Genomic DNA, 26332 nt, shown 5'->3' with positions numbered 1-26332 from the left:
CTAGGCCAGCCCACCCACGAAACCACTAGTGTCGTTTTTCCGCAGCAGTGCCATTCGCATATGCCCACCGCAGCCGCGCTTCCGGCATCGCGCGCGCGCCTCAATCTGGTCTAGGTAGAGGCCGAGCGCGCCCTTCCTTGCTTCAAGATCGGCATGGGTAAGATAGCGCACTTGCCCGCATTTTCTGCAAAGCAGTTCAAGCCGTGCCCCCTTGTCGAGATCGCCGCCCCGCAGCTTTGTCTTCCAGTTTCCCATCACCAGAAGTCCTCGGCATTGGGGATTCGGGTATAGCTGATCTTGCCGCCGATATTCTCCTGACTGGTGCGCGGCCAGAAGCCTACGCTACAGATTGTGCATCCATACCGAGTGTTGAGTTCGTCAATCGCTCGGTTGATCGCCTCCCACCGCTGACGTTCGCTGTCATCGTCGAGCAGGAAATCGAGCTGCCTGCGATCCGCAGGCGATAGATCATAGAGCGTTACGCCGATACGAAACAGCGCTGGCCTTGGCCCCAGCACCTTGCACAGCTTGGCCCAGAGGTTGCCGAATGCCGCCAGGAGCGCCGCATCGTCATGAACGACGGGAAGGCTGATGCCTTCGCTCCATCTCCCGGCGCGATGTTCCGCCCAGAGCCATAGCCCGCTGCAATAATAACCTTCGCGCCGCATTCGCCGTGCAGCTTTGACCAGCAGGACGCGGGCGATCTCCCGAGCTTTGCCGGGTGTGCGGACATCGGGCGGCAGCACTCGACCATGACCGAACATGCCGCGTTTTGATTGCGGGGCTTCGATCTCGTATCCGTGCAGGGCATACCATAACCTCTCGCCCGTCACGTTTCGCCACAGCTTTCGCATCTGCTTAGGCTGGGTGCGGTACAGGTCCTCGGTTGTTATTATATTGGCGGCGCAGAGCCGCCTGACCATGCGGCTACCGACACCGGGGATATCAGGCAGAGGCACCGTGAAGAGCTGCTCCGGGAGCAGGTGCGGATGCCACACTGTCACCCCATCGGGCTTGTCCATCTTGCATGCGATCTTCGCTAGGTGGCGGTTGGCGGCAAATCCGATAGAGCTAGTGATGTAGGGTCCGACATTCTCCGCAACCGTCGCCTTGATCCGGCTCGCGATGGCTAGTGGCTCGGTGCGCTGCGCGGGGTCGAGTCTGCAACTCAGCTCGTCGATGCTCTTGATGACATCGATCGGCACCACACTTTCAATCTCGGCGAGCAGAGCGTTATGCGCGCGGCGGTATAGGTGCGGACTTTGCGGCACGAGCAATATGTCTGGGCAGGCCGCGCGGGCATCCTCCAATGTCATCACATTGGAAACGCCGAGGGCCTTAGCTTCTTTTGAACAAGCAATTATGATGCGGTTGCTGGGACCTGAAAAAGGAATAACGCCCACTGGCCTGCCCCGCAGCCTAGGGTGCACCTGCTGTTCGACGCTGGCGAAAAACCCATCAAAATCGAGGTACAGGTGCTCGACGGTATCTGGCTTTCGCACTCTCACGCCCCGAATCAGGATAGGCGCCCTGATTAGAACATAAGAAGAACATACGCTATGGTTCTTCTGCCTCACAGGGGGAGCGACCTGAAAATGGTGTGCTGACGAGAGGGGAGACCTCCGACACTGTGTACGCGCGCTTCCCCCCGTGGGGGTCCTAGCCCCAGCCTCCCAGCGAAACAGGGCCAGAATGCCAATCGATCAAGCAGCCCAACGCTATGCGCTCTAGCGCACGGGCCTGCCCTAACCTCTGTCCGATTAGGGTATAGCCTAACGCAACGTCTCACAATTTGCGTGATTGCGTCCGATTAGGGTTGACTTGTTCATTTTCGGACATATCAAGGGCAGGGTCTAGACCCAAATCGGACATAGGAGAGACTTATGGAAAAAGGTGGGAAGCTCGTGGGGTACGCCCGTGTATCGAGCGCAGGGCAGTCCCTAGAAGTTCAAGAGACCGCGCTACAGGAGGCTGGGTGCGATCCTGTCTTTGCCGAGAAGCGTAGCGGTAGAACAGCTAGCGACCGGCCAGAGCTAGCCAGGGCGATAGAGTATGTCCGCAGCGGAGACACATTCATTGTTACGAAGCTCGACCGGCTGGCCCGCTCTGTGATCGACCTCCACAAGATCGTCGAGCAGCTTACCGCCAAGGGTGTTGGCTTCCGTGTCCTCCAGCAATCGGGGATCGACACCACGACTAGCACAGGCAAGCTCACTCTAGGCATTCTTGCGGCTGTAGCGGAGTTCGAGGCTGACATCCGCGCCGAGCGACAGCGCGACGGGATTGAAGCAGCCAAGGCTAAAGGGGTCTATCGGGGGCGGAAGCCTAGCGTTGATCCAGAGGAAATCAGGAGGTTGCTTGCTGGGGGTATGGGGCCTGCGGAGGTTGCCCGGCAGATTGGGTGCGCCCGATCTACCGTTTACAGATTAGCGGATACAGGGAGCTAACGGCAATCAATACCCCGCACCTTGTCCACATTCGCGGGATACCCACCCACCCCATCAGTACATCACTAGTACTATGCACCTAAGTAGGTAGATGTGTTGAGTGCAATGTTTATACGGCTTAGGCTGCAATAAAATCTTTTTACTTCAGTCAGACAGCACTAGTCATCTAGGCGGGGCAAACAGAAAGGAAATCCCTATGCCTACCGCTGACATTTCTCGGAACTCCCCTATGATCGACCTGATCGATGACTACCTTGCTAGCACAGGTAAATCCGCGCGCTGGCTTGGGACTGTAGCAGCTAAAGACCCGCGCTTTGTGCCCAATCTGCGCCGGGGGCAGGAGTACCCTGCTCATATCATGCTAGGCCTGCTTGAGCGCATCATGGTCCCGCTACTGGAGCGGCGCGAGCAGGAGCTAGCAGACATAGCAGAGATGGAGGCGGCACTGTGCGGGCAAGCAGACTTCATCCGCAACGATCTTCCTAAGGCCGCTTAGATATGGCGGCCATAATGACAGACAGGTCGGAGCGCCCTCCTCTCTCGCCTATCGATCTAGCGGAGCGTTGGGGATGCTCGACCACCCTGATCTATGACTTACTGGCTGCGGGCACCCTTCGCGGGTTCAAGTTGGGAAAGCTATGGCGTATCCCTGTCGCTGCGGTGGAGGAATACGAAAGCGGGAGCCCTGCGCCTGTAGATGCCCTTGAAAGCAAAGACACTGGCGAGGCGGGCCAAAGGTCCAACGACACGACAGACGCAGCTACAAAGGCGCGCATCGCTCGCTTAGAGGGGTGAACTCCCTACCGCTGCGGCCACCACCACGGTGTCCCAAATAGCGCCCTGCTTCCTACGGGAGGCGGGGCGTTTTCATTACTGCGGCAGCGGGATAGCCCAGCGGCTACCCAGGGCAGAGCGGCACAGCCGCAGCCCACCATTCCCAGGCTCCTTCTCATTGTGGAGCTGGCTGACTGCCCCGCCTTTCTGGTGAGTGTCGGTGAATTGATACCGTCTAGACAAAGCAGTTACACCTGTACCGTCATCATGTCCTTCCAGCTTCCCCCGTTGTTCCTTGTGGGGGAATGAGCACGCTCCTCGCGGATACCTGCGGGGTGTTGGCCGGAGCCGCCCCCTGTTCTCATTCGTGGGGGGCGGCTCGCTGTGCTGGACAAGCTGCCCCCCGCTGCGCCCACCTCCGCGCGCCCCATCTATATCGGCTTTTGTCAATTCTATTCCCACATACAGGAGACCCCGTGGAGATCGAACACGACCCCCGCTCTGACCAGCGGGCACTGATGATTATTTCGGACCGCCTGGCTGACCCAGAACTAGAGCGGTTCTTCACTCACAACGCCCACCGCCGCGCTGCCACAAGGGCGCTACTAGAGCTTTTGGGTATCCCGCTGCCGCGTTGGGCACAGCGCCACGTCAACGGGCGTTCGGCAGATACAAAGGCGGCAATGGCGCGCTTTAGGGCAGACAACCCCGACGAGAACTTGCCGCGCGGCTATGTGCCGCCCCGCGAGCGCTAGCGTCCGACCAATCATGGACGACGCCCCGCCATGCTCGGAGGGGCCGGAATACGAGACACAGCCGTTAGCCGATCTGTCGCCTACGGAGCGCCTTAAGCGCCACCAGCGCGCACTCCGCTCCGTTGCTCTACATCAGGGCATAGACGGCGTGCAGGCGTACAAGGCCCGTTTCCCAGAGGCCGCTGCCCTTCGCATTCATTCAGCGCCCGTGGCCTACAAGCCGAAGCCTGCGGGATATTCTGCCGCCATCGTGGATTTGGTCCGCAGATGGTTCGACGATGCCGGGGCTTTAGGAATTACCAACCGCGCTGACGTTGAGGGGCTGAATAAGCTGCTCGGCACCACGTACAATCCCGCCAACCATTTCAGTAAACCGCTACCGGCCTCCGTCCTGCGGAAGCTGGCCGCACTGTTCACGGACCGGGGTGCTACCTTGGACATCCGACAGATCAGAACACTCTCGCAGGTTCGCAAAGCTGTGCGAGCGGTGCGGGCAGGAGACAGCACCGGAGCCGTCCCGATGGGTAGATGGGGAAGCCGCGAAGGCGATACGCTGGTAGTCAACGGCCACGCCTTTGCGATCGAGCGGCACAATGGACACGACTGTATCCGGCTCACGGTTGATGGCCCACGCCTGCGCCTCCGCATGGACGCGCTCGCGGAGTTCCTATCCCAAACCGGACTGGCCCCGGCTTCGCTCCCTCCGATTACTACTACTTGTAGTATAGGAGAACTGGCCCCGGACCCTCTTGAGGCCCCTTCCTCTACCCCCAGCTACGGCTATCTCCCGGAGAACTGGCCCCACTCGGAGCGAACGCAGCCGCCCGCTCCCGGAGAGTTGGTCCCGGACAATGCACACGAAGGCCTCCGCGCGCGCATTCGTCGCCTCTCAAATGCACCTAGCTCTGCGCCTCAATCGGTTGATCTCACATACCAGCCCGATCCCCTCGCCATACTCTGACCCAAGGATACCCATGACACCTCAACCCGTCCCGCTCGACATAGACGACCTGATGGCTGCTGCTGCTTTTGAGCACTACAAAACCCCGCCTGCCCCACAAACAGCAGCCACGCTCCTCGCGATGGAGGCAAAGGTCCGGGCTCCAGCGCCCGCACGCAAGAGGGCTACGCCGAAGCGGCGACCCCCGCCCGCACACCGTCCAGCACCGGGCCAAACATACGATACCCATGTCCGTATGGCCCTCCCCCGACTGCTCGCACAGCACGTGATGGTCGCGATAGGGCACGAACCCCCGCCCCTCTCGTCCTTTGCGTCCACGATCCCAATGCCGATTGCGGACGTTTGCAGATGCGAGCGGTGCACTTGGACACAGACACCCTCGCCGCCGCTCGGGCCACGCGGCTGGGGACTAGCCGCTGACACGCAGCTTAGAAATTACAACCAACCCGCGCGGCCATGTGCCGACGCACCTGAAAGGACATTTATGACAAATATAACCGCCCTCGCCTCTGCACTTGAGGAGGCTAGGGCCGATCTTGCTTTAGCCGAGCGTCTCGCCACCGCGAAACAGCGCGTGGAAAAACTCACAACCGATGTTGCTACCGCCGAGGCAGAGGCATTGAGGGCGCAAGCCCAACGCGCTGCGGAGGCTGCCGAAGCCCGTTTCGCCAATATCAGCGACGTTAAAGTTACGAGTGCCCCGTCGAAAGTGGGCGACACCCTCCAGCACCTTCGTTTCACAATCACTTGGCGCGCACCGCGATACGACATGCGGAGCGGCACAAGCCCAGTCACTAGCTGTAAGGCCGTCGGCTTCCACGCCTTGCCGGAAAATGTCTTGGCATACCTGGTCGAGAAGGCCCCAGACCGCATCCCCCAAGAGATCATGGCCCTCGCGCCTGATAACCCGTCACGTGCAATACAGGAATACTTTGCGGGCAAACGGCGAGGCTATTTCCGAGGCCCGCTCAAGTGAGCCTGTCCCGTCGCGATAGCGCAAAGGTGAACGCGGGCCTCCTCGAAGTTCACCATGCGGGTATCGACACTGCCGAAGTTACGGAAATTGCGCGAGCAATGATGAATAATGGAACCCCTCCGCGTCAGGCATACGAAGCGGCTTTCGACAAATTCGCCACCCATCGCCCAGAGTTCCGAGCGCCGCTGATGCGGATTGGTCAGCTTATCGACGCTACTGATTTGCCAACCCTTGCTCGCTACAATGTTGCTATGTCCCGGTACATCGAGACTGGCGACTACGCCGAAATCGAGGCGGTTGCACCAATCGTCCAGCAGGACCTTACAACAATGGCGGCAGAGACAGGTGACGCCGGTTTCGCCGAGATGGCAGGCACGGTTGCTGTGGCCGAACCGCAGAGCGCCCCAACCTCGAATGCCGCACAGGAAGCCCGCCCAGGACATACGCCAATCGGCTTCCAGCCCTCCACAGTGCCCAACCCAGATAGTCAGGAATAGATGCCCAACAATAACCGGGGACGATCCTACACGGACCCCCTTTATGACGAGATCGAAGCGCAGCTTGAGCGCGAGTACGGCCTCCCTGCCGGTGGTATGCAAGCCATCCGAACCAAGGGTGAGCGGTCAAATGCAGATCAGGTGTCCCCGATGGGTGCGCGTACCGTGTATCAGATCATGCCCGCCACCCGCCGCCTGTTCAAGGAACGGTACGGCGTGGATGCCTACGCCAGCCCCGAGGCCGCAGCGAGGGTTGCAGCCCTCCACCTCCGGGACAGTATGCGGCGCAACAGCGGTAGCTGGGAGGCCGCCGTGGGCGAGTATCACGGCGGTCCCGACCGGCGAAACTGGGGCAAGGTCAACCGGGCTTACCGAGGCCGCGTTCTGGGTAACGGGTCCTCGGCCTCTGCGAACGGCGGCACCTCCTCGTACACCCCTCGGGAAATCCCTAAACCCACTCTCCCAAGCGTTTCTGAAATGCTTGGCGCTACCCCCGAGGAGATGTTCGGCGAAGTCGCCGACGAGCTACGAGAAATCAAGCGCGAGCCCGCCCCACCGCGCATCAGCGTTTCCGATATGGTCAAGCAGAACCTCTCCTTGGGGATTACCCTTGCCCCTGTGGATATGGCCCCAGTGGGGCGGGAGCTGGAGATGCACGACGCTGCTGCGGCCGAGGAGGCCGAGCGGCAGGCTGTGACCCACTGGCAGCGTTTCGAGGCAGGTATGCAAGAGACGCTTCTAGGTGAGCTGATCGACGCGCTGGACGACCGGAGCTTCGACGAGGACCCGGAGTTCAACCGGCAGTATCTCCAGAACTGGAGGCAGATCGAGAGCTTCGCCCAGAACGATCGCGAGGTTGCCATGATCCGCGAGGCACGTAGCGCCGAGGAACTGGCCGACATCCAGCAGAAGATCGAAGAGGATCGGGAGCGGGAGAAGATCATAGGCACGGCGTCATCGCCGACCGCCTTGCTTATCGGTACCGGCCTGCTTGACCCGGTAGGTTGGGCAGCAGGCTTCGGCGTGGGTAAGGGCTTGCAGGCTGTCGGTGCAGGTAGCCGCGCTCTGGCAATCGCCGGGCGGCCAGTCGCGTCCATCTCCTCTGCCGCTGGCGAGGGTGCTCTAGGCAACCTTGCCGTCACTGCGGGTCTCGATGCGACAGGGGACTACGTGAGCCCTTCCGAATACCTCCTCTCCGGCCTCACGGGCCTCGGGATCGGGGCCGCCCTTGGTGGCGTCACCTCCGCCCTTGGTCGCGACAAGGTGGTCGCACAGCAGGTCTCCGCCGCGCGCGCAGCGCGGCAGGCACACCTCGACAGGATCACCGACGCAGTGCGGGCAGACCTCCCAGAAAACACTTCCCCGGAAGCTGTCTCGGAGGCGGTCAGCAAGCGGATACAGAGCGACTATCTGGACGTGCTTGATTACGCCCTCGCTGACATTCCAGAGAACCAGCGCCTCGGCCTGTCGGAAGAACTCCTCACGCAGAGCGAGGAGTTCCAGCGCGCGCTGGCCGACAGTGGCGGTGACCTGCAAGGGGTCGCCGATGCGACCGAGCGTATGATGGTTGAGCAGACCATCGCTCGTGCCCAAGGCATCTCGCAGGCTAACCCGGTCGATACCAAAGCCCTCCAGACCGTGCTCTCGAAAGGCGGCCTGGAAGCCACCAGCACCCGCCTACTACTGTCCGACAGCCCCGTGGCCAAGGCCGTGGGCGTAACCTTGCTAGAGAACCCGCAGGGAGGCGCCGGTCGCCATCGAACCGCAGCGATCACGGCATTCATGCGTGAGCGCGTCTATAACGAAACCTTCCACGGCTTCGATGCGCTGGCTTCCCAGTACCGTCGCAAAAACGGCGTAGGCTTCGTCCGCGATTTCTGGGACGGGTCCAGCCGAAACGACTTCAACCGTCGCGTCTTTAAGGAGATCGAGGCTCGCAACGGCGCGGCTCCCGGAACCCGCTTCGATGCAAACCCCTTCGTCACCGAGGCGGCCGACCTGTTCGAGAGTGGTATGGAGAAAATGCGTATCGAGCAGCAGCGCAGCGGGACGATCGGTAATACACGGTTGGGCGACAATAGCGTCGGCTACGTCCCGCACCGACTGGACCCGCGGAAGGTACTCTCCCTCACGCCTGCCCAGATGGGGCGCGTCCGCGGCGTCCTCTCGCGGCAGTTCCAAGAGATCGAGGGCTTCGACGCGAAGTTCTCCGACACGCTCGCCACCCGTTACCTCGAACGCGGCGTAGATGCTGCCAATGGGATGTATCAGGTGCCTTTCAATCTACGCTCCCCCGAAGCAGGTCAGATCGTCCGCGATGCTCTTGAAGCCATGAAGCTGGACCCTGCCGAGATCGAGAAGATCATGGGCAAGTTCAGCCGCGGTGGTGCAGGACATACGAAGCGCCGCCTCCGCCTCGACCTCTCCGAGGAGATCGGGGAGGGGAAGCAGCTCATGGACATCTTCGTCACGGACATCCCTGCCCTCTACCGCTCATACGCGCGCCGGGTCGCGGGCGAGGTCTCGCTGGCGCAGTATGGTATCATGGGCAAGAAGGGCCTCGACATCCTCAAGAAGGCCATGATCGCCTCGGGCTACAAACCCAGCGAGGTCGCCGCCTTCGACCAGATCGCCGCCGAGTTCCTGAATACCCCCTTCGGAGAAGCTCGATGGAACTGGATGGACAATCTCCGGCTCGCCACCAGCGCTTCGCGCCTGGGTGGTATGGCGTTCACGCAGTTCGCCGAGTTCGGTAACGCCATCCCGGCTCTCGGGGTTCAGGCGTCCTTCCGGGCGATCAAGGAACTGCCTCGCATGGCCTCCGAAGTTCGGCAGGTCGCCGTAGGCAAGACCGCCCCCAACGAACTGCTCCGCAGTCTCGATCAGATGGGCGGCGGGGTCGGTATGGACGACTACTGGATGACCCGCATGTTCGACGTGCGCGACAATGAGGTCGAGCTGTACAACGGTAGCGACATGGGCTTCCTCACCCGAGCCACTCGGGCAGGTGCCCACGGCAACATGATCCTCTCCGGTCACCGGATGATCCTAGCCGCGCAGACCCGGCTCATGGCCGAAGAGGTGCTGCGCAAGGCCGTGAAGTTCGCCCGCTCCGGCAAAGATGACGTTGCTTTGGACGACATGGGTATCCACCCCCAGCTCCGTGAAGCTCTCCGAGCAGACTTGGACAAGATCGCTACGTTCGATGCCAAGGGGCGCCTGACAAGTCTCGACCTCTTCAAAGGCGAGGCGATGACACCGGCTCTTGTCAACGAGTTGGTGCAGTCAATCGAGCGCGGCGCGGGGCAGATCATCCAGCGCACCTTCACCGGGGAGACCGGGAAGTGGGCACACAATGGGTTCCTCAAGCTGCTCTTCCAGTTCCGCACGTTCTCGATCACCGCGGTCGAAAAGCAGTGGGGCAGGAATGCCCGCAACTACGGGGCCATGAAATCCTTCGCGTACCTTATGGCCGCCATGAGCTTCGCCGCACCGATCCACATGGCGCGGACAGGGCTCAAGGCAGCTTCAATGGACGAGAAGAAGCGGGAGGATTATCTCGAAGAGAACCTCTCGCCCCTCGCATTGACCCGAGCCACTCTGAACTACGCTTCTATGGCAGGTCTCTCCGGGGACATCATGGACCTCGGCGTTAGTACATTCTCCAATTACGGGGGCGACTGGGGAGAGGCTCTGGGCGACAGTTACGGTCCGCGAGGAAAGCGGAGCGATCTTCTATTCGGTGGCGTTGTCGCCCCCGGTGCCGGTCTCGCTCAAGACGTATTCTCTGGTACGATTGGCGCAGACCCGCACAAGATTGTCAGGTCCTTACCGGGGAGCAACCTACCTTATGTGTCTCCCTTCATCACCGCCCTTCGGGAGATCGGTGACGAGGACTGATCTACGCAGGTAGGCAAGCAGCAAGCCGACCGCGATGCAGTCGATAGCAGGAAAAATCTGGGAGGTGGTTGCGAGATAAATCGCAGCCGCCCCCAGTCCTGCGGCCACGGGCAAGGCATAACGTCCCCACCAGCCGCTCGCGGCGACTGCAATCCATAGGAACGCAAACCAGAGCATCTCGGCGTCTCTCCAAAGCCGCGCCCACTCATACTCTCGGGACTAGATGGGAGAGGTTTAATCCCTGATACTGGACCTTAGCAATCGCCGCCGCCTTAAGGCGAGCAGAGAAACCGTCTCCATAGGAGCTGCTAGACCCCTTCTCCGAACGCCGCGCTAGAGCAAGAGCCATTCGCTCTGAAAGCTCGGCTTCGCGCAGCCTGTCCTCAAAATTATGACGAAACGAATGCATCCCCAACTTGCGGCCTTCGAAGCCAAGCCGCTTCACACGCCCACTAAACCTCTCTGCTAGTTTTGCCGCAATCTGACCTCGATTGTTCGGGGTACCTTCTGGGAAAATGAGGATAAACCCAGCCCGCTTTCTCGCTTTAACATGATCTAGGAGGCCCAGTTCCAAGACCTTGGGGTGGATAGGGATTACTGCGCGAGAACTGGCGTTCTTGATCCCCTTCCCCTCATAAGGTTTTACACGGAGCACAGGCACTCCATCCTCCTCTCCGATGTCCTCAACGCGGAGCCCTGCCGCCTCACCATTGCGAAGGCCGTGGAAAAGGCAGATTAGCGGAACCCAATACTCTCCAGGCTTGTCCCGATCGCTATTCCACGGCTCCGACCAAAGACCGGAAGTAAAAAGCTGCTGGAGTTGCTCCACCGTGAAGGGGTCGCGCCGCTCACTGTCATCGACCGGATCGTGTACAGAAAGGCCCTTGAACGGGTTCGCTGTGGCCCATTGTTCATTGACCGCCCAATTCCACATAGATGCTATGTGTAACAGATACCCGTCGTTGATTGTTTTGGGGCTAATTGTCGGCATCCCCATCTCACGGCCCATCTCGACCGCCTCGGGAACTTTGAGGCCGCGTAGCTCCTTCCGCTTCCCCATATTTCTCGGGAGTGCCTCCAACGTAGTCACGAGACTGCGAGCCTCTGCCCTACTTATGCTTTGAATTGGTCGTCCGGGAAAAATATCTCGCAGCAGTCTGAAAACTGGTTTTATCGCCTTTTTGCTCGAACCGCTCCAGCCGGGCGACTTGTCCGCCTCATAGGCTTCTATGAGCTGCTCAACGGTTGGACCCTCTACGGCAGGGGCGCGGCCCGTTTGGATCGCGAGCGCGGCATTGCTAACCCGTGCTTTGCCTACGGCCTCTCGTAACTCGGCCAGCTCTGCGTCTTTTTCTCGTAGGATGTCATGCCATGCAGCGTCCTCGGGGGTCAGCTCCGATGTCGTCATCGCCGCACGCTTTCGTCGCTCAACTCGTAGTTCTCTACGCGCAGCTCTCCTTGCCTCTTGTGCCGCTAATGCGGCTTCGGCAGCCTCACGCTCCTCAACCTCCCTTTCTGTCACAGAAGGCCCCCCAGAAGCCTCCTGGGCCACATATTGCATGCGCCAACTCTCGCGCTCCGCATCATAAAGATCAGCAGCGTCGGCCATTCGCTCAATGGCTATGCGGCGATCCTTAGTGCGTAAGGAGCGAATCCACTCTTTTTTCGGCTTGCCAGACGGCCCGCGCCAAAATGTCTGGTCGTCGGCGAGGATTGGGCGACGGTAGTAATAAACCCCGTGGCTGTTCTTCGTCAGATACAAAGGCTCGTCCTTCATGCTACGATTGTAGCACCCAGCCGGATCAAAGCCACTGAATTTCCGCGATTTTAAGACTTCTCAAGGGGTTGAGAAGAAATGGTGGACAGGGCTGGATTCGAACCAGCGTACGCTTGCGCGGGCAGATTTACAGTCTGCTGCCTTTAACCACTCGGCCACCTGTCCACAGGGCTGGTTTGCGATAGGGGCAATGCAAGAAGCGGCACGTGTTTCCGCGCGTCCGCTTGCCGAGGAGCGCCCCTTTGAAGAAGCCGCGCTTGCCTGTCAATGGCCGTGCTGGCAGGACGTGCAACAATGACAAAACCGGAACGAAAAAGAGCGCTTCGCGGGCGCGCAGGCAGGATGAAGGGCGGACGCGGAAGTGGCCGCGCGAGTACGGGGCAAGTGCGCCTGTGGGGACACCATGCGGTGGAAGCCGCCCTGCTCAATCCCGATCGCAGGCACCGCAAGCTGTGGGCCACGCGCGATGCCATCGCCGCTCTCGATGGCGAACTCCCGCCGGATTTCCCGGTCGAATATGCCGACACGGCAGACCTGGATCGGCTGGTCGCACGCGATGCGCCGCACCAGGGGCTGGTGCTGGAATGCGCCCCGCTGGAAGAGCGCGACCTTGCCGAAGTGATCGAGGACGCCGACCCCGCTCGCCCGATCGTCATTCTCGATCAGGTCACCGACCCGCATAATGTCGGCGCGATCTTGCGCTCGGCCGCTGCGTTCAATGCCGCGGCCATCGTGACGCAGGACCGGCATGCACCGCCCGAAAGCGGCGTGGTCGCCAAGTCTGCCTCCGGCGCGCTCGAAACCGTGCCTTGGGTCCGGGTGGTCAACCTGGCGCGGGCGCTCGACGATCTGTGTGCACAAGGCTTTTGGCGCATCGGGTTGGCGGGCGAAGCCGAGATGACGCTGGCCGAGGCGATGCCGACCGGGCCGGTCGCGATCGTGCTGGGCGCGGAAGGCGCGGGGCTGCGGCACAATATTGCGGGCCATTGCGATGCCCTTGCCCGTCTGCCGATTGCCGAAGCGATGGAGAGCCTCAACGTCTCGAACGCAGCGGCGATTGCGCTGTACGCGCTGGCGACCCGCGAAGGCTGAATTCCCGGCGTAGGATCGCTGCGGGCATAAAAAAACCCCGCCGGTCCACCACCCGGCGGGGTCTTCAAAAACTGCGCCCTGCGAGAGAGCGCTACCAAAAAGGTATTAGTTTACGGCGTCCTTCAGGCCCTTGCCAGCCTTGAACTTCGGCTGGTTGGAAGCCTTGATTTCCATCGGTTCGCCGGTGCGCGGGTTGCGGCCGGTCGAAGCCTTACGCTTGGCAACCGAGAACGTGCCGAAACCGACAAGCCGAACCTCATCACCATTGGAGAGCGCCTTCTGGATGGAATCGAAAACACCTTCGACGGCGTTCGAAGCATCGGTTTTGGAAAGGCCACAGGATTCAGCGACAGCGCCGATCAGCTCATTCTTGTTCATTCGGAAAAACCCCTCAGTCCCAGACTTTCTACGTGGTGATCCGCCTCATGCGAATGCACCCACCTGAAACCTTCGTCACGAGTCTGTCAAAGACAAATTGAGAAAAAAGCGCAGAATCGTGCGATTTTTTGGTTTACAGCCGTCAACCCTGTGTAAAACTCTGGGGAAAGGCCGGGATGAAAGGTGAACATACCACGCGTTAATGCGTGGTCTGCCCACTTTCGGCAAACGGAGGCCCGCCGCGCGGCTGACTCGCCAGATCGTCGGCCTCGGTCCATTCGATCGGATCCACGGCGCGCACCAGCGCATGCGCCAGCACTTCGTCGACGTGGCTGACAGGCACGATCTCTACCCCGTCGGTGATGCGATCGGGGATTTCCGCCAGGTCCTTCACATTATCCTCGGGGATCAGCACCTTGGGAATGCCGCCGCGGCGCGCCGCAAGCAGCTTTTCCTTCAACCCGCCGATCGCAAGCACGCGCCCGCGCAGGGTTACCTCACCCGTCATCGCGATATCGGGGCGGACCGGGATGCCAGCCAGTGTCGAAACGATCGAGGTGACCATGCCTACGCCCGCGCTCGGCCCATCCTTGGGCACCGCACCTTCGGGCAGGTGGATGTGGATGTTCTTGCGCCGGAAGATCGAGGGCCGGATGCCATAGGCCGGCGCGCGCGCCTTCACGAAGCTGAAGGCCGCGGCGACGCTTTCGTTCATCACGTCACCCAGCTTGCCGGTCGTCTTGATGTCGCCCTTCCCCGGCGTCGTCACGCTTTCGATGGTCAGCAGTTCGCCGCCCACTTCGGTCCATGCGAGCCCCGTCACCGCACCGACCTGGGCTTCCTTTTCGCCAAGGCCATGCTTGAACTTGCGCACGCCTGCGAATTCGCCGAGATTTTCCGGCGTGATCTCGACCCCTTCGAAATCCTTTTCGAGGATCTTTCGCAAGCTCTTGCGCGCCAGCTTGGCAATCTCGCGCTCCAGCGTGCGCACGCCTGCTTCCCGGGTGTGGTAGCGGATCAGGTCGCGCAAACCCTCTTCGGTCAGCGAGAATTCGTCTTCGACGAGGCCGTGATCCTCGATCTGCTTTGGCAGAAGGTGGCGCTGCGCGATCTCGACTTTCTCGTCCTCGGTATACCCTTCCAGCCGGATGATCTCCATCCGGTCGAGCAGGGGCTGCGGCAGGTCCAGCGTGTTCGCGGTGCACACGAACATGACGTCGGACAGGTCGTAATCGACCTCCAGATAGTGATCCTGGAACCGCGCATTCTGCTCCGGGTCCAGCACTTCCAGCAGCGCCGAGGCGGGATCGCCACGGAAATCCTGGCCGAGCTTGTCGATCTCGTCGAGCAGGAACAGCGGATTGCTGGTTCCGGCCTTGGTGAGGTTCTTGACGATCTTGCCCGGCATCGAGCCGATATAGGTGCGCCGATGGCCGCGGATCTCGGCCTCGTCGCGCACGCCGCCCAGCGACTGGCGCACGAATTCGCGCCCGGTCGCATGAGCGATGGACTTGCCGAGGCTGGTCTTGCCGACACCCGGCGGCCCGACGAGGCACAGGATCGGGCCCTTGATCTTGTTGGTGCGCGCCTGGACCGCGAGGTATTCGACGATCCGGTCCTTGACCTTCTCGAGCCCGTAGTGATCGTCGTCGAGCACCTTCTGCGCGCTCGCGATGTCCTTGTTGAGCTCGCTCTTCTCACCCCACGGCAGGTCGAGCAGCACATCGAGGTAATTGCGGATAACGGTCGCTTCCGCGCTCATCGGCTGCATCGCCTTGAGCTTCTTGAGCTCGCTTTCGGCCTTGGCCCGCGCCTCGTCCGACAGCTCCAGTTTCTCGATCTTTTCCTGCAATTCTGCGATTTCGTCGCCATCGCCATCGCCCGAACCGCCCAGTTCGGTCTGGATCGCCTTCAGCTGTTCGTTGAGATAATATTCGCGCTGCGTCTTCTCCATCTGCCGCTTCACGCGGCCCCGGATACGGCGTTCCACCTGCAGGACCGACAGTTCGCCTTCCATCGCATTCAGCAGCATTTCCAGCCGCTTGCGCGGATCGGGCTCGGTCAGCAGCGCCTGCTTTTCGGCTACCTTCAGGGCAAGTCCGGCGGCGACCGCATCGGCCAGCGCACCGGCATCGTCGATCTCGCCCAGATCTTCGGCCGCGCTCTCGTTCTTCTTCGATAGGTTTGCGTATTCGGCAAACTGCTCGACCACGGTTCGCATCAGCGCAGTGACTTCGCTGCCGGATACGGTCGCCTGCTCGACCGGGTGCACTTCCGCCGTGGTGTAAGCGCCATCGTCGTGGAGTGCGGTAAGATGCGCCCGCGCGCTGCCTTCCACGAGCACGCGAACCGTGCCGTCGGGCATCTTGAGCATCTGCAGCACCTGCGCGACCACGCCGATATCATACAGGTCCGAGCCGTCGGGGTCCTCGCATGCCGGATCGATCTGGGCGAGCAGGAACACGTCCTTGTCGCCTTCCATCGCCGCTTCGAGTGCGGCAACCGAGCGCTCACGCCCGACGAAGATCGGCACGACCATGCCCGGGAACACCACGATATCGCGCAGCGGAAGGAGCGGAAAACGTTGAGTCATGATTGTCTATTGGCGCGCGGATTGGGCGCGCACCCGTCCTTGCCGGTCAATATGGGTCGAACCCCCGGTGCCTGCAATGGCCCGCGCGGACGCGCTGTGGATGCAGCGGGGACAGCGGCGATCCCGCCGCAGCCCTGCTCCTTACCCCATTCCGGGAAGGTTGAAGCCCGGCGGAAGGCCCATGCCCGACTGGATCTTCTGCATCTCTTCACCCGACACGCGATCCGCCTTGCCGCGCGCATCGTTGAACGCGGCGGCGACGAGGTCTTCCACCATCTGCTTTTCTTCCGGCTTCATCAGGCTGTCGTCTATCGAGACGCCCAGGATGCGGCCGCGCGCTGTGCAGCGCACTTTCACCAACCCGCCCCCGGCAGTGCCCTCCACCTCGATCGAATCGAGCTTGGCCTGCGCGTCGCCCATCTGGCTTTGGATCGTCTCGGCCGCTTTCTGCGCGGCGGCCATCATCTCTTCCATCGACTTCATGCTTGCTTGCTCCATTGGCGGGGGTTGCTGGCAGAGGCTCGTTCCTTTTCATCGAGCAGCTCTGCCTGGGGGAAAGCGGCGCGTGCCGCCTGCATCAGCGGGTGAGTTTCCATCTCGGTACGCAATGCGGAGGCCTGCGCCTGCTCGGCTTCGGACATGCTGGGCGGCGCGTCAGGGTCGGACACTTCGTTGAGCACCCACGTGCGACCGGTGGCCTTGTGCAGGGCTGCTCGCAATTCCGCGTCAATCCGGTCGGTATATTCCGGCGCACGCGCGAAGGTGATCGTGCCGGCCTCTAGCGCAATCACGCGCAGTTGTAGGCGCATGATACTGGCGGCGATATACTCGCCAGCGTCCTCGACCAGACCGACAAGGGCGGCGAAATCGGTGTGCGGCGTAGCGGCAGATGCTTTGGGTGCATCGCTGGCCGCAGGTCCATCGCTCGAAGCGGAGGGCGTGGCAGGCATGCCCTTGGCAAGCTCCTCCATCCGCTTGACCAGCGAACCGGGATCGGGCGCGTCCGCCGCGTGGATCAGCCGGAGCAGAGCCATCTGTGCGCTCACCAGCGGATCGGGCGCGGTCTTGACCTCGTCGTAGCCCTTGAGCAGCAACTGCCACAGGCGATGGAGCTGACCGGGCGCCAGCCGTTCGGCCCAGTCGGACAGCTGCCCGCGTTCCTCTTCACCAAGGAGGTCGGGCATCGCTCCGCCGATCTGCATCACCGTGATGCGATGGACGATTTCCATCAGCGATCGCATCAGCGCCAGCGGCTCTACCCCCAGCGCGTACTGGTCCGCCACGGCATCGAGCATCGCCTTGGGCTCGCCTTCAAGGATGCAGCCGAGCATGCGCCGCTGCGCCCCCGCATCTGCGAGGCCCAGCATGTCGCGCACGCGGGCTGCGGTAACCTTGCTCCCTTCATCGAGGTCCGCATGAGCTATCGCCTGGTCGAGGATCGAGAGCCCGTCGCGCACCGAACCTTCGGCAGCGGCGGAAATAAGGGCGAGTGCCTCCGGCTCTGCCTCGACGCCTTCTTCGGAACAGACCCACGCGAAATGCTCGGCCAGCCGTTCGGTCGGGATGCGCCGCAAGTCGAAGCGCTGCGTGCGGCTGAGCACGGTTACCGGCAGCTTGTCGACTTCGGTGGTGGCGAAGAGAAACTTCACATGTGCGGGCGGTTCCTCAAGTGTCTTGAGCAACGCATTGAAAGCATTGCGCGACAGCATGTGAACTTCGTCGATGATGTAGATCTTGTAGCGCGCGCTGACCGCAGCATAACGTACCGCCTCGATGATCTCGCGCACGTCGTCGACGCCGGTATGCGATGCGGCGTCCATCTCGATCACATCGATATGGCGACCTTCGGCAATTGCGAGGCAATGCTCGCACACTCCGCACGGATCGATCGTCGGCCCGCCCTGCCCGTCCGGCCCGATGCAATTGAGCGCCTTGGCGATCAGACGCGCGGTCGAGGTCTTCCCCACCCCACGAACGCCGGTCATCAGGAAGGCATGGGCCAGCCGGTCGCGCTTTATCGCGTTGGCCAGCGTCTGCACCATCGGTTCCTGCCCGATCAGCTGGCTGAAAGTCTGCGGACGATACTTGCGCGCAAGCACGCGATAGGGCTGCGCGGGGTCGGCGGCAGGTACGGGAGCCGCTTCGACCGTCGGTTCGGGCTTCGGATCGGGATCGCCGAACATGGAGTTCTGCCCCGCCGCCTCCAGTTCGGCGGCGGACGGCGCTTCGGCTTCGCTGTCGGGTATGTCGGAATCGGTCATTGCTATGATCTTAGGTCAGGCTAGGCTGCTTGTCGAAGTCGGATTGGTGGTTTGATCCGAATGACGAGGGAGTAGCAATCTTGGCAGTTGGCTTATCAGTGCTGGTCATGGCTTCGCTCGCATCCAGCTTACCCACCACGATCGGCGAAACCGAGTTGGACAAGATGTGCAATGGGGCGGGCGGAGTGGCGGGGCTATTTGAGCAACTGCCAAGTCCGGACCTTGCCAGGCCGACCGAATGGAATTGGCTCAGACCCGCAATCGGCAGGTTTACTCAGTTCAAGGTATCGGTTGATCCCAGGACGGGAAAAATCAGAAGACTTTCCTATCGAGCCGTGACCAAGGAGGATTTCAGCAGCGATCTCTTGGCTGCGCAACTGGATCGATTTGTCGAGTCTCGGGGCTGGCGGGAGCCGAGGCCAGACGTAAACACTTTTCCGCTCTTCATCGCCGAGCATCGGTGGATCAAGCAGGTCAACTATGCTGGCAAGCGCAGGACACTGTGGCTGACCGTCTCGGGGGGAGCGAGTTCGACATACCTCAACTGCACCAATGGGCCGCCGGTCTAGCTTTGTCTTGGTTCGCAATGGCGTGCAAAAAAGGAGCCGAGCGACCCGCCGCAATTCACCTGGGCTGCTTCCTTCCGGACCTGACCCGGTGAGCGAACGCAAACGTCCACCCGACTCCCGGCAGGGCATATGTGCTGTGATCGCATGGATTGCAATGCCGCGAATTTGGCGAATTGCGTTTGAGTTGCCGCAGCCCTACCTTCGCGCTCGTTTCGGGAGGATGGCCATGTACCTGCGCGTTTCGATATTGGGTTTGGCATTGGGCATCGCCAGTATGCCTGCAGCAGCAATGCAGGATTTCACGATCGACTTTGGAGCTGACGATTCGGCTTTCGCGCAGGACGGTGAATGCGACGATCCCCGGTTCGTGGGCCTGGGAATGTCGGCCGAAACCCTCACCGACAATATCGGCCGCGACGCAAGTGATTGCCGCACCGCCTTCAGCCGCGGTAATATCGAGCTTAATCCGCTGTTCGATGAACCGATGTCCTACGAAGATATCGAATTCGGCGACGACGCGGGTGACTTCGCGAACGATGGCGATTGCGACGATATTCGCTTCACCGGCGACTATGCGACGGCCATGATCTACCTGGTCGAGGATATCGGCCATGATGCGAGCGATTGTCGCGCTGCCGTGCAATCGGGCGTCGCTCGCTGGCAAGGGGCCACTGCGGACCCGGTGCGCGGGATCGAGGTCAGCGATTTGGTGGACACTATGATGGCCGACGAGATCTGATCGTTACAGCCCCAAGCGCCGGTCGGCATTACCTGAAATTGTCGGCGTAGGCCTGCAGCTTGAGGTGCTTGGGCGGCGTCGCGTGCACGCGCGCAGCAATCCCGTGCTTCTCGGCATAGGCTTTCGCCTCGTCCTTGCCCGGAAACGTCAACACAACCTGCGCCTGCGTATCGCCGCTGCCGGTCCAGCCCATCAGCGGATCGGCCCGACGCGCCTCGGTCTGCTCGAATTCGAGCACCCATTCATCGGTCCGCGCCTTGCCCGATTGCATCGCGTTCTTGGGTCGCTGGTAAATACGTGCTGCCATGATTGAAGTCCCTAATTCAGCTTTGCCCGCGTGAAAAGGCATTCTTGGTCTTCAGGCTGGCAACCTCGGCCCACGGTTCCTCAGGCCAACGATGCTTGGGGTAGCGGCCTTTCATGTCCTTGCGCACGTCCGCCCAGCTGCCGCGCCAGAAGGCGGGCAAGTCGCGCGTTGCCTGCACCGGGCGCCCGGCGGGGCTGGTGAGCTTGAGGAGCAACGGCACAGCCTCTTTCCCCCGCCCGATCATTGGATGCCTGTCGAGCCCGTAGAGCGCCTGCACTCGCACCTCGACCGAGGGCGCGTCCTGCCCGGAATAGTCGATCGCGTGGCGCGTACCAGCGGGCGAAGTGAACTCGCGCGGCGCGGCGTCGTCCAGCCGCTGCCGTTCGTTCCAGTCGAGCATGCCGAGAGCAGCGTCGGTCAGCTTGCCCTGGCCCACCGCAAGATCGCGCCGCCCCGCAAGGAGGGGCGCGAGCCACAAGTCTCCGCCCTCTCGCAAGGTATCGAGCGACAGGCCTTCGACGCCTGCGAAGCGTGCACGCGCGAGGATGTCTGCCGGAAGCAAGTCGCCAAGCTCTTGCAGAGCCTTCTCCACCAGGAGCGCCTGCACCGCCGCCATATCGGGTTCGGGATCGGGCCCGCGCGACAGGATCAGCGCACCCAGCCGTTCTTCGCGCCGTGCCTCCACGCGATCCCCGGTCCAACGCAAGGTGCGGTGCAGTTCGACCCTCTCACCCATCCATGCGCGCAAGTCCGCTTCATCGAGCGCGACCGCCGCGGTAATCCGGGCACCCTGCGCCGTCCCCTGCGCATCGCCGATCACGCAGTATTCGGCCCGCGCCACGGGTGACGCCGGGTCGAGACGATAGCCGCGGCCATTCGCCGCCAGCCATTCCTCGCCAGACGAGTTGCGGCGCTTCGCCACGAATCCAGGGCGTCCGGCAGCGAGGATGATTGCAAAGGACGGATCAGCTTTCCCGTCACTCGCGACCAGCTTGTCGGCGAGTGCCGCCCACCGTCCCGCCAGCTTGCGGCTCGCCTCTGCACGCGCGCCGCGATCGCCCTTCCAACGCGAAAGCCGCGCCTCAAGATCCTCCCCGCGACCGCCCAGCCCCCGCTCCTGCGACAAGAGGACGAGCTGCGCGGCACGGTCCGCACAGCCATGTCGCGCGCCGAACAGCACCATCGCCGCGCCAGCGGGATCGAGCGGCAGCTGCGCCATCGCCTCGCCCTGCGGGGTAATCCGCCCGTCTTCATCCAGCGCGCCCAGTGCCTGCAATTCGCCACGCGCCGTCGCCAGCGAGGCGGCGGGCGGCGGATCGAGCCAGCGCAGTTTGGCGGGCTCGCTCTCGCCCCACTTGGCGAGCGTCAGCACCAGCGGCGCGAGGTCACTGGTGGTGATTTCGGGCGGCTCGAATGTAGGGCGACCGGCATGCGCGGCTTCCGCCCACAGACGATACGCGACACCCGGTGCCTGACGTGCCGCGCGCCCTGCCCGCTGCGTTGCCGAAGCCTGCGATGCCTGCACGGTCACCAACCGGTTGCCGCCCGCCGCGCGATCGTATTCGGCCCGGCGCGAGAGGCCACCATCGACCACCACGCGCACGCCATCCAATGTCAGCGAGGTCTCGGCAATCGCGGTCGCCAGCACTATCCGGCGACGGCCCTGCGCATCGCTGCGGATAGCGGCGCGCTGGCCTGCGGGGTCGATCTGCCCATGCAGCGGCAGGATCACCGCATCTCGCAGCCGCAGCTCCAGCCGTTCGCACACCCGCTCGATCTCGCGCACGCCGGGCAGGAAGGCGAGGATATCGCCCTCCTCATCGCGCCACGCTTGCGTTACCGCATCGGCCAATGAATCCTCGAATCGCTCTACGCCACTCGATCCAAGCCATTGGATTTGCAGCGGATGACTGCGCCCCTCGCTCTCGATCACGGCGCAATCGTCCATTAGCCCCGCAAACCGTTCCCCATCGAGAGTGGCGGACATGACCAGCAGGCGCAGGTCCTCGCGCAGCACGCCTTGCGTCTCCAGCGCCAGGGCGAGCCCGAAATCGCTGTCCAGGTGCCGCTCGTGCGCCTCGTCGAACAGCACGGCGGAGACCCCCGGCAGTTCGGGGTCGGCCACGATGCGATTGAGAAAAATCGCTTCAGTCAAGACGGTTACGCGCGTCTTCGCAGACCGTTTCGAGTCCAGCCGCGTGAGGTACCCGATCGTCTCGCCGGGTTTCTCGCCGAGCATCGACGCCATCCGTTCGGCAGCGGAGCGCGCCGCGACGCGGCGGGGCGAGAGCAGCAGGATCTCGCCCGTGCACCACGCCTCTTCCAGCAACGCAGGCGCTACGGCGGTCGTCTTGCCCGCCCCCGGCGGCGCGACCAGCACCGCGTTGGGCCCATCGCGCAACGCGGCCTTCACCTGCGGCAGTACGGCATTGATCGGCAGCTCGGCCAGCGCTCAGTCCCCTTCCCAGCCGAACACGTCTTCCACCCCTACGCCGAACAGCCGCGCAATGCGAAAGCTGGTTTCGAGACTGGGGGAATAACGCCCCTGTTCGATCGCGATGATCGTGTGGCGCGTCACCCCCACCGCCTCGCCCAGCGCGGCTTGGCTCATCTTGCCATGCTCCTCACGCAACTCGCGCACTCGGTTGGTGATCGGCGGACGCTTTGCCATCAGGACGCCCTGCGGAACAGGACGATCTGGAACACGTACTCCGCGATTGTGGAGATGATGAGCGCGCCGACAATCGCGTGCACCAGCATCGTGGGCGTCCACCCGCCGATATACATGACGATGGCGGTGATCACCCCGAAGCCGAGGATAACGCCCGACCAGTTCCCCGCGCGGTCGATCGCGATTTTCTCGCGCTCGTCGGCTGGCGCGTCGGCCTCCTTGGGGGACAGGATCGCGAGGATCACCTGCGCGACGATCGAGAGCACGATCACCGCGAGCACATAGGGGATCAGCGGGCCGATCACCGGAGCCTGCGGCGCCGCCGCGACCAGCTGGGCGTACCAGCCGCCCGTGGCGAGCATGATAACCCCCATGACCCATGCGGATTTTTCCCTAAACGACATGATGCGAATCTCCTCTGTTGTGTAGAATATCTTCTACATAGGAGATTTGGAGGCGAATGTCGAATATTTTTTACACAATTGGGTGGGATCGAACGTGGATTGCTTCATCCCAATAGGCCTCAAATGTCAGCGCACGCGATGGCCTGAAACTTGCTCAGTCTATGTAGGAGGAGGAAGACTGAGAGGCATCTCATAACGCGGTGCCTCATCCCGTTCACTGCGCAACAAGGGGCCGCCGGAATACGCAAATGCAAAATGCGTGGTATGTGCCCCACCGCTTTCGTCAAAGTAGTCCACTTTTCCATGCGTCCACATTCGAACCGGGTTTCCGTTTGTTATCTCTTTCAATTCTTTTTCGGAGAACGACTGAGAGGGACGAACTGGCAAATCTAAATGTTCGCTAGGCATTAGGTGAACACTGCTTCCCCCAATAATTTCCAGGTCTCCCAGCTCGGGGTCCAAGAAGTGCGCAACTTCGGTCCTTGCGGAAACTACGCACCCAAGGGCAAGTCCTCTCCCGATGTTTCTTACCAGAATTTGGGTAAATGGCTGGCCATTTTCTGATTGAATCATTAATGACAAAGCTCTGACAGTGACGTGCGGTCGGAACTCTTTAGCGGCTGCTTCAGCGGCGGTTTTGGATTGCTCAGTTGCCGCGTCAGCGCTTCTTCTCGCCTGAGCCAACGCGCTCGCGGTAATGACAGAAAGCTTTGCTGCCTCTTCCCTCGCATTGTCTCGATCTTCAATTGTAACGCGAACCTGCTTTCGCGTAAGTCGTAATGTGCAAATTAGGAGCATTACACTTATGAAAGCAAATATTGCTCCGAATCCATCGATCCAATTAGCGGCGTAGGCGAAGTCGGCAGACTGTTGAGTAGCTGTAGCGGCGCGCCAAGCCTCGCAAAGTTGTCCACTATTTTCGCTGTGGAGATAGGGGCATCCAGTCTGCTCTGGTGATGTGTTCATGGGATGGAACTCTGAACCAACAAGAAGCCACAGCCGCCCGAAATATCGTTGAATCTGTATTTACTCGGGCTTCTTACCGCTAGCAACTCACATCACCAAGAGTACCAGACGCACCAAATCGTCCCGTCTTTAAAACCCCCGCGCAACCGCGAAATGCGCGGCTTCGACCATTGCTTCGCGCGCCTTGCCATCGGGGAAGATCGACAGCGCATCGGCGGCCCGCTGCGCGAAGTGCTGCGCCCGTTCGCGCGTCGCGGTGACGCAGTCGTGCTTCTCCACCAGCGACACCGCGTGGGCGAGGTCTTCGTCCGAAGTGCGGTGACCCAGGATTGCGGCCTCCCAGAACGCCCGCTCCTCCGCGTCGCCGCGCGAATAGGCGAGGATCACCGGCAGCGTCATCTTGCCCTCGCGGAAATCGTCGCCCCGGTCCTTGCCCATCTCCGCCGCGTCGGACGAGTAATCGAGCGCATCGTCGACCAGCTGGAACGCGATGCCGAGGTTGCGGCCATAATCGTCGAGCGCCTGCTCCTCCGCATCGCTGCATTCGGCGACCACGGCGGAGATGCGGCTGGCGGCGGCAAACAGCGCAGCGGTCTTCGAACCGATAATGTCGAGATAGCGCTGTTCGCTGGTGGTGATCTTGCGCTGCGCGGTCAGCTGCGCGACCTCGCCCTCGGCAATGATCGCGCTGGCGGAGGAGAGGATTTTCAGCACCTTCAGGCTGCCATCCTCGGTCATCAGTTCGAACGCGCGGCTGAACAGGAAATCGCCTACCAGCACGGTCGCGGGATTGCCGAAGATGATATTCGCGGCGGCCTTGCCCCGGCGCATCTCGCTGCCGTCCACCACATCGTCGTGCAGCAGCGTGGCGGTGTGGAGGAATTCCACCGCGGCGGCGAGCTTGTGATGGCGCGTGCCCTGGTATCCGACCAGCTCCGCCCCGGCGAGCGTCAGCATCGGGCGCAGGCGCTTGCCGCCGCCCGAAATCAGGTGCCCGGCAAGGCGCGGGATCAGCGGAATCTCGCTCTGCATCCGGTCCAGGATCACGGTGTTCACCGCGTTCATGCCGGGGGCAGTCAAAGCCAGCATCGCATCGATCGAAGCGGCAGGCCCGCTGGACGTTTTGGCGAAAGGAACGATCTCGGCGGTCATTGCGGGCATGCTTTGGCCAAGCGGACCGATCCATGCAAGCGCATTAGCAGCATGGCGTGTTGCATGCCGGTCACGATCCGATGCCGTGGTGCGGCTTTCGTGCAGCGCTGGAGCAGCAGGTTGCACATGGATCGACCGCGCGAAACGCGGTAGGGCACTGGGGCAATTCCCGGAGGAACCGCGATGAAAGCCCGCCCCGCCCTCACCCTGTTCGCCACCGCCGCCATCGCCGCGTCGCCATTGGCTGCCGAGACCAGCCTGCGAGGCACCGCGCCGGTCGAAGGCGAAAGCGCAATCGGTGGTTCGGGCATGTGGGTCCTGGCCGGGATCGTGGCCTTGGGGATCGGGCTCGCCGCCTTCACCAACGATGATCCGGTGAGCGCCTGAGCCTTACGAACGCGGCAGCGAGAGCCGCACCAGCAAGCCGCCCAGATCCTCGCTTTCGGCAAGGTCGACCGAACCGCCATAGATCTCAGCCACGTCGCGCACGATGGCGAGGCCCAGCCCGGTGCCGGGCTTGCCCGTATCGAGCCGGGCGCCGCGGTCGAAGATCTCGATCCGCTTTTCTTCGGGAATGCCCATCCCGTCATCCTCGACCCAGATGACACAGCGCCTGTCTTCGGGTTCGGCGTCGATCGTCACGAACACGCTGCCGCCGCCGTACTTGGCTGCATTCTCGATCAGGTTGCCGACAATTTCGTCGAGGTCCTGGCGTTCGATGGAGACGCGCGCCTCCTTCGACCCGTCGATATCGAAGCGCACGTCGGGGTAGAGCCGCTCGACCGCGCGGCGCACGGCCTCCACACTTTCGCGCACCGGCGTCTGCGCATGGCCCACCGCGCGGCGCCCCACCGCGCGGGCGCGGGCGAGGTGGTGGTCGACATGGCGGCGCATCGTGCGCGCCTCGCGGATCACGGTATCGGCCAAGTCGGGGGCATGTGCGGTCGCGGCATTGTTCACCACGGTCAGCGGGGTCTTGAGCGCATGGGCGAGGTTGCCCGCATGTGTGCGCGCTTCCTCTGCCTGCCGCTCGGAGTGCTCCAGCAGCATGTTCAGCTCCTGCACCAGCGGCTGCACCTCCAGCGGCAGCGGATCGGTCACCCGGTTGCTGCC

Annotated in this window: 24 protein-coding genes, 1 tRNA gene and 1 other RNA gene; 10 read left to right on the top strand and 16 right to left on the bottom strand. The window is 62.1% G+C overall.

What is annotated here, in order from left to right; genetic code table 11:
• Both ACEQXE_RS07040 and ACEQXE_RS07035 read right to left on the bottom strand, forming a co-directional pair.
• Entirely contained in the window at window positions 1-255 is a 255-nt protein-coding gene (locus tag ACEQXE_RS07040) for a hypothetical protein (protein WP_370178224.1), read from the bottom strand.
• Window positions 255-1502 carry a type VI secretion protein ImpB gene (locus ACEQXE_RS07035; protein ID WP_370178223.1) on the bottom strand — a complete coding sequence of 416 codons (1248 nt, stop codon included), beginning with the start codon at window positions 1500-1502 and terminating at the stop codon, window positions 255-257. Before ACEQXE_RS07035 ends, ACEQXE_RS07040 begins: the two co-directional genes overlap by 1 nt.
• Window positions 1503-1883: 381 nt before the next feature.
• On the opposite strand from ACEQXE_RS07035, the gene ACEQXE_RS07030 reads away from it, so the two are divergent.
• The 6 genes from ACEQXE_RS07030 (at window position 1884) to ACEQXE_RS07005 (ending at window position 10310) form a co-directional block, all read left to right on the top strand.
• Complete coding sequence (locus ACEQXE_RS07030) at window positions 1884-2447, top strand: recombinase family protein (RefSeq protein ID WP_370178222.1); 564 nt, start codon at window positions 1884-1886, stop codon at window positions 2445-2447.
• A gap of 229 nt (window positions 2448-2676) precedes the next feature.
• Window positions 2677-2943, top strand: coding sequence for a hypothetical protein (locus ACEQXE_RS07025; protein ID WP_370178221.1), 267 nt, complete (start codon window positions 2677-2679; stop codon window positions 2941-2943).
• Between the two features lie 2 nt (window positions 2944-2945).
• On the top strand, window positions 2946-3242 hold the full coding sequence (locus ACEQXE_RS07020; protein WP_370178220.1) for a helix-turn-helix domain-containing protein: 297 nt from the start codon (window positions 2946-2948) through the stop codon (window positions 3240-3242).
• Window positions 3243-5421: 2179 nt separating this feature from the next.
• Window positions 5422-5913, top strand: coding sequence for a hypothetical protein (locus ACEQXE_RS07015; RefSeq protein ID WP_370178219.1), 492 nt, complete (start codon window positions 5422-5424; stop codon window positions 5911-5913).
• Window positions 5910-6410: a hypothetical protein gene (locus tag ACEQXE_RS07010; RefSeq protein WP_370178218.1), complete on the top strand. Its 501-nt coding sequence runs from the start codon at window positions 5910-5912 to the stop codon at window positions 6408-6410. The genes ACEQXE_RS07015 and ACEQXE_RS07010 overlap by 4 nt, the downstream gene beginning before the upstream one ends.
• Entirely contained in the window at window positions 6411-10310 is a 3900-nt protein-coding gene (locus ACEQXE_RS07005) for a transglycosylase SLT domain-containing protein (protein WP_370178217.1), read from the top strand.
• A gap of 205 nt (window positions 10311-10515) precedes the next feature.
• Here ACEQXE_RS07005 and ACEQXE_RS07000 read toward each other — a convergent pair whose 3' ends face one another.
• The gene (locus ACEQXE_RS07000) at window positions 10516-12087 is read right to left on the bottom strand and encodes a hypothetical protein (RefSeq protein WP_370178216.1); all 1572 of its coding nucleotides are present in this window, start codon (window positions 12085-12087) and stop codon (window positions 10516-10518) included.
• A gap of 79 nt (window positions 12088-12166) precedes the next feature.
• A tRNA-Tyr gene (locus ACEQXE_RS06995) sits at window positions 12167-12252 on the bottom strand.
• A 129-nt stretch (window positions 12253-12381) separates the two neighbouring features.
• Between ACEQXE_RS06995 and rlmB the strand changes: the two genes are divergently transcribed.
• On the top strand, window positions 12382-13179 hold the full coding sequence (gene rlmB / locus ACEQXE_RS06990) for a 23S rRNA (guanosine(2251)-2'-O)-methyltransferase RlmB (protein ID WP_370178215.1): 798 nt from the start codon (window positions 12382-12384) through the stop codon (window positions 13177-13179).
• A gap of 105 nt (window positions 13180-13284) precedes the next feature.
• Here the strand turns inward: rlmB and ACEQXE_RS06985 are convergent, their stop codons facing one another.
• From ACEQXE_RS06985 to ACEQXE_RS06970, 4 genes are all read right to left on the bottom strand, one after another.
• Window positions 13285-13557, bottom strand: a complete 273-nt coding sequence (locus tag ACEQXE_RS06985; RefSeq protein ID WP_370178214.1) for an HU family DNA-binding protein — start codon at window positions 13555-13557, stop codon at window positions 13285-13287.
• A 199-nt stretch (window positions 13558-13756) separates the two neighbouring features.
• Complete coding sequence (gene lon / locus ACEQXE_RS06980; RefSeq protein ID WP_370178213.1) at window positions 13757-16150, bottom strand: endopeptidase La; 2394 nt, start codon at window positions 16148-16150, stop codon at window positions 13757-13759.
• Window positions 16151-16291: 141 nt separating this feature from the next.
• Window positions 16292-16633: a YbaB/EbfC family nucleoid-associated protein gene (locus ACEQXE_RS06975; protein ID WP_370178212.1), complete on the bottom strand. Its 342-nt coding sequence runs from the start codon at window positions 16631-16633 to the stop codon at window positions 16292-16294.
• A complete protein-coding gene (locus tag ACEQXE_RS06970; RefSeq protein WP_370178211.1) occupies window positions 16630-18411 on the bottom strand; it encodes a DNA polymerase III subunit gamma/tau in 1782 nt (593 codons plus the stop codon). Before ACEQXE_RS06970 ends, ACEQXE_RS06975 begins: the two co-directional genes overlap by 4 nt.
• A 98-nt stretch (window positions 18412-18509) precedes the next feature.
• Between ACEQXE_RS06970 and ACEQXE_RS06965 the strand changes: the two genes are divergently transcribed.
• A complete protein-coding gene (locus ACEQXE_RS06965; RefSeq protein WP_370182546.1) occupies window positions 18510-18980 on the top strand; it encodes a hypothetical protein in 471 nt (156 codons plus the stop codon).
• A gap of 26 nt (window positions 18981-19006) precedes the next feature.
• Here ACEQXE_RS06965 and ffs read toward each other — a convergent pair.
• Window positions 19007-19101: signal recognition particle sRNA small type (gene ffs / locus ACEQXE_RS06960), an RNA gene on the bottom strand.
• 153 nt (window positions 19102-19254) lie between these two features.
• On the opposite strand from ffs, the gene ACEQXE_RS06955 reads away from it, so the two are divergent.
• Window positions 19255-19719: a hypothetical protein gene (locus ACEQXE_RS06955; RefSeq protein WP_370178209.1), complete on the top strand. Its 465-nt coding sequence runs from the start codon at window positions 19255-19257 to the stop codon at window positions 19717-19719.
• A gap of 28 nt (window positions 19720-19747) precedes the next feature.
• On the opposite strand, the gene ACEQXE_RS06950 is transcribed toward ACEQXE_RS06955, so the two are convergent.
• From ACEQXE_RS06950 to ACEQXE_RS06925, 6 genes are all read right to left on the bottom strand, one after another.
• On the bottom strand, window positions 19748-20026 hold the full coding sequence (locus ACEQXE_RS06950; protein ID WP_370178208.1) for an ETC complex I subunit: 279 nt from the start codon (window positions 20024-20026) through the stop codon (window positions 19748-19750).
• Between the two features lie 16 nt (window positions 20027-20042).
• The gene (gene hrpB, locus ACEQXE_RS06945; RefSeq protein ID WP_372524232.1) at window positions 20043-22448 is read right to left on the bottom strand and encodes an ATP-dependent helicase HrpB; all 2406 of its coding nucleotides are present in this window, start codon (window positions 22446-22448) and stop codon (window positions 20043-20045) included.
• A 30-nt stretch (window positions 22449-22478) separates the two neighbouring features.
• The gene (locus ACEQXE_RS06940) at window positions 22479-22697 is read right to left on the bottom strand and encodes a helix-turn-helix transcriptional regulator (protein ID WP_370178206.1); all 219 of its coding nucleotides are present in this window, start codon (window positions 22695-22697) and stop codon (window positions 22479-22481) included.
• On the bottom strand, window positions 22697-23101 hold the full coding sequence (locus ACEQXE_RS06935; protein WP_370178205.1) for a hypothetical protein: 405 nt from the start codon (window positions 23099-23101) through the stop codon (window positions 22697-22699). Before ACEQXE_RS06935 ends, ACEQXE_RS06940 begins: the two co-directional genes overlap by 1 nt.
• A 159-nt stretch (window positions 23102-23260) precedes the next feature.
• Entirely contained in the window at window positions 23261-24067 is an 807-nt protein-coding gene (locus ACEQXE_RS06930) for a hypothetical protein (RefSeq protein ID WP_370178204.1), read from the bottom strand.
• 129 nt (window positions 24068-24196) lie between these two features.
• Window positions 24197-25219 (bottom strand): polyprenyl synthetase family protein, encoded by a 1023-nt coding sequence (locus ACEQXE_RS06925; protein WP_370178203.1) that lies wholly within the window; start codon window positions 25217-25219, stop codon window positions 24197-24199.
• Between the two features lie 183 nt (window positions 25220-25402).
• Here ACEQXE_RS06925 and ACEQXE_RS06920 point away from each other — a divergent pair, with 183 nt between their 5' ends.
• Window positions 25403-25606: a hypothetical protein gene (locus tag ACEQXE_RS06920; RefSeq protein ID WP_370178202.1), complete on the top strand. Its 204-nt coding sequence runs from the start codon at window positions 25403-25405 to the stop codon at window positions 25604-25606.
• A gap of 3 nt (window positions 25607-25609) precedes the next feature.
• On the opposite strand, the gene ACEQXE_RS06915 is transcribed toward ACEQXE_RS06920, so the two are convergent.
• A partial coding sequence (locus ACEQXE_RS06915) for a sensor histidine kinase (protein ID WP_370178201.1) occupies window positions 25610-26332 on the bottom strand: 723 nt, incomplete at its 5' end.

It is taken from the genome of Alteriqipengyuania sp., assembly GCF_964222115.1.
Taxonomy (GTDB): domain Bacteria; phylum Pseudomonadota; class Alphaproteobacteria; order Sphingomonadales; family Sphingomonadaceae; genus Alteriqipengyuania.
The sequence above is the reverse complement of the archived record's forward strand: the minus strand, read 5'-3'. Positions and strand labels throughout refer to the sequence as shown.

What these genes read in the sequence shown, in the direction of transcription:
- ACEQXE_RS07030 (WP_370178222.1), top strand. Translation starts at nt 1,884, where the DNA reads ATGGAAAAAGGTGGGAAGCTCGTGGGGTACGCCCGTGTATCGAGCGCA.
- ACEQXE_RS06930 (WP_370178204.1), bottom strand. Translation starts at nt 24,067, where the DNA reads ATGAACACATCACCAGAGCAGACTGGATGCCCCTATCTCCACAGCGAA.
- ACEQXE_RS07040 (WP_370178224.1), bottom strand. Translation starts at nt 255, where the DNA reads ATGGGAAACTGGAAGACAAAGCTGCGGGGCGGCGATCTCGACAAGGGG.
- ACEQXE_RS06955 (WP_370178209.1), top strand. Translation starts at nt 19,255, where the DNA reads ATGCCTGCAGCAGCAATGCAGGATTTCACGATCGACTTTGGAGCTGAC.
- ACEQXE_RS06925 (WP_370178203.1), bottom strand. Translation starts at nt 25,219, where the DNA reads ATGACCGCCGAGATCGTTCCTTTCGCCAAAACGTCCAGCGGGCCTGCC.
- ACEQXE_RS07020 (WP_370178220.1), top strand. Translation starts at nt 2,946, where the DNA reads ATGGCGGCCATAATGACAGACAGGTCGGAGCGCCCTCCTCTCTCGCCT.
- rlmB (WP_370178215.1), top strand. Translation starts at nt 12,382, where the DNA reads ATGACAAAACCGGAACGAAAAAGAGCGCTTCGCGGGCGCGCAGGCAGG.
- ACEQXE_RS06935 (WP_370178205.1), bottom strand. Translation starts at nt 23,101, where the DNA reads ATGTCGTTTAGGGAAAAATCCGCATGGGTCATGGGGGTTATCATGCTC.
- ACEQXE_RS06950 (WP_370178208.1), bottom strand. Translation starts at nt 20,026, where the DNA reads ATGGCAGCACGTATTTACCAGCGACCCAAGAACGCGATGCAATCGGGC.
- ACEQXE_RS06985 (WP_370178214.1), bottom strand. Translation starts at nt 13,557, where the DNA reads ATGAACAAGAATGAGCTGATCGGCGCTGTCGCTGAATCCTGTGGCCTT.
- ACEQXE_RS06940 (WP_370178206.1), bottom strand. Translation starts at nt 22,697, where the DNA reads ATGGCAAAGCGTCCGCCGATCACCAACCGAGTGCGCGAGTTGCGTGAG.
- ACEQXE_RS06970 (WP_370178211.1), bottom strand. Translation starts at nt 18,411, where the DNA reads ATGACCGATTCCGACATACCCGACAGCGAAGCCGAAGCGCCGTCCGCC.
- ACEQXE_RS07025 (WP_370178221.1), top strand. Translation starts at nt 2,677, where the DNA reads ATGATCGACCTGATCGATGACTACCTTGCTAGCACAGGTAAATCCGCG.
- ACEQXE_RS07005 (WP_370178217.1), top strand. Translation starts at nt 6,411, where the DNA reads ATGCCCAACAATAACCGGGGACGATCCTACACGGACCCCCTTTATGAC.
- ACEQXE_RS07015 (WP_370178219.1), top strand. Translation starts at nt 5,422, where the DNA reads ATGACAAATATAACCGCCCTCGCCTCTGCACTTGAGGAGGCTAGGGCC.
- ACEQXE_RS06920 (WP_370178202.1), top strand. Translation starts at nt 25,403, where the DNA reads ATGAAAGCCCGCCCCGCCCTCACCCTGTTCGCCACCGCCGCCATCGCC.
- ACEQXE_RS07000 (WP_370178216.1), bottom strand. Translation starts at nt 12,087, where the DNA reads ATGAAGGACGAGCCTTTGTATCTGACGAAGAACAGCCACGGGGTTTAT.
- lon (WP_370178213.1), bottom strand. Translation starts at nt 16,150, where the DNA reads ATGACTCAACGTTTTCCGCTCCTTCCGCTGCGCGATATCGTGGTGTTC.
- ACEQXE_RS06975 (WP_370178212.1), bottom strand. Translation starts at nt 16,633, where the DNA reads ATGAAGTCGATGGAAGAGATGATGGCCGCCGCGCAGAAAGCGGCCGAG.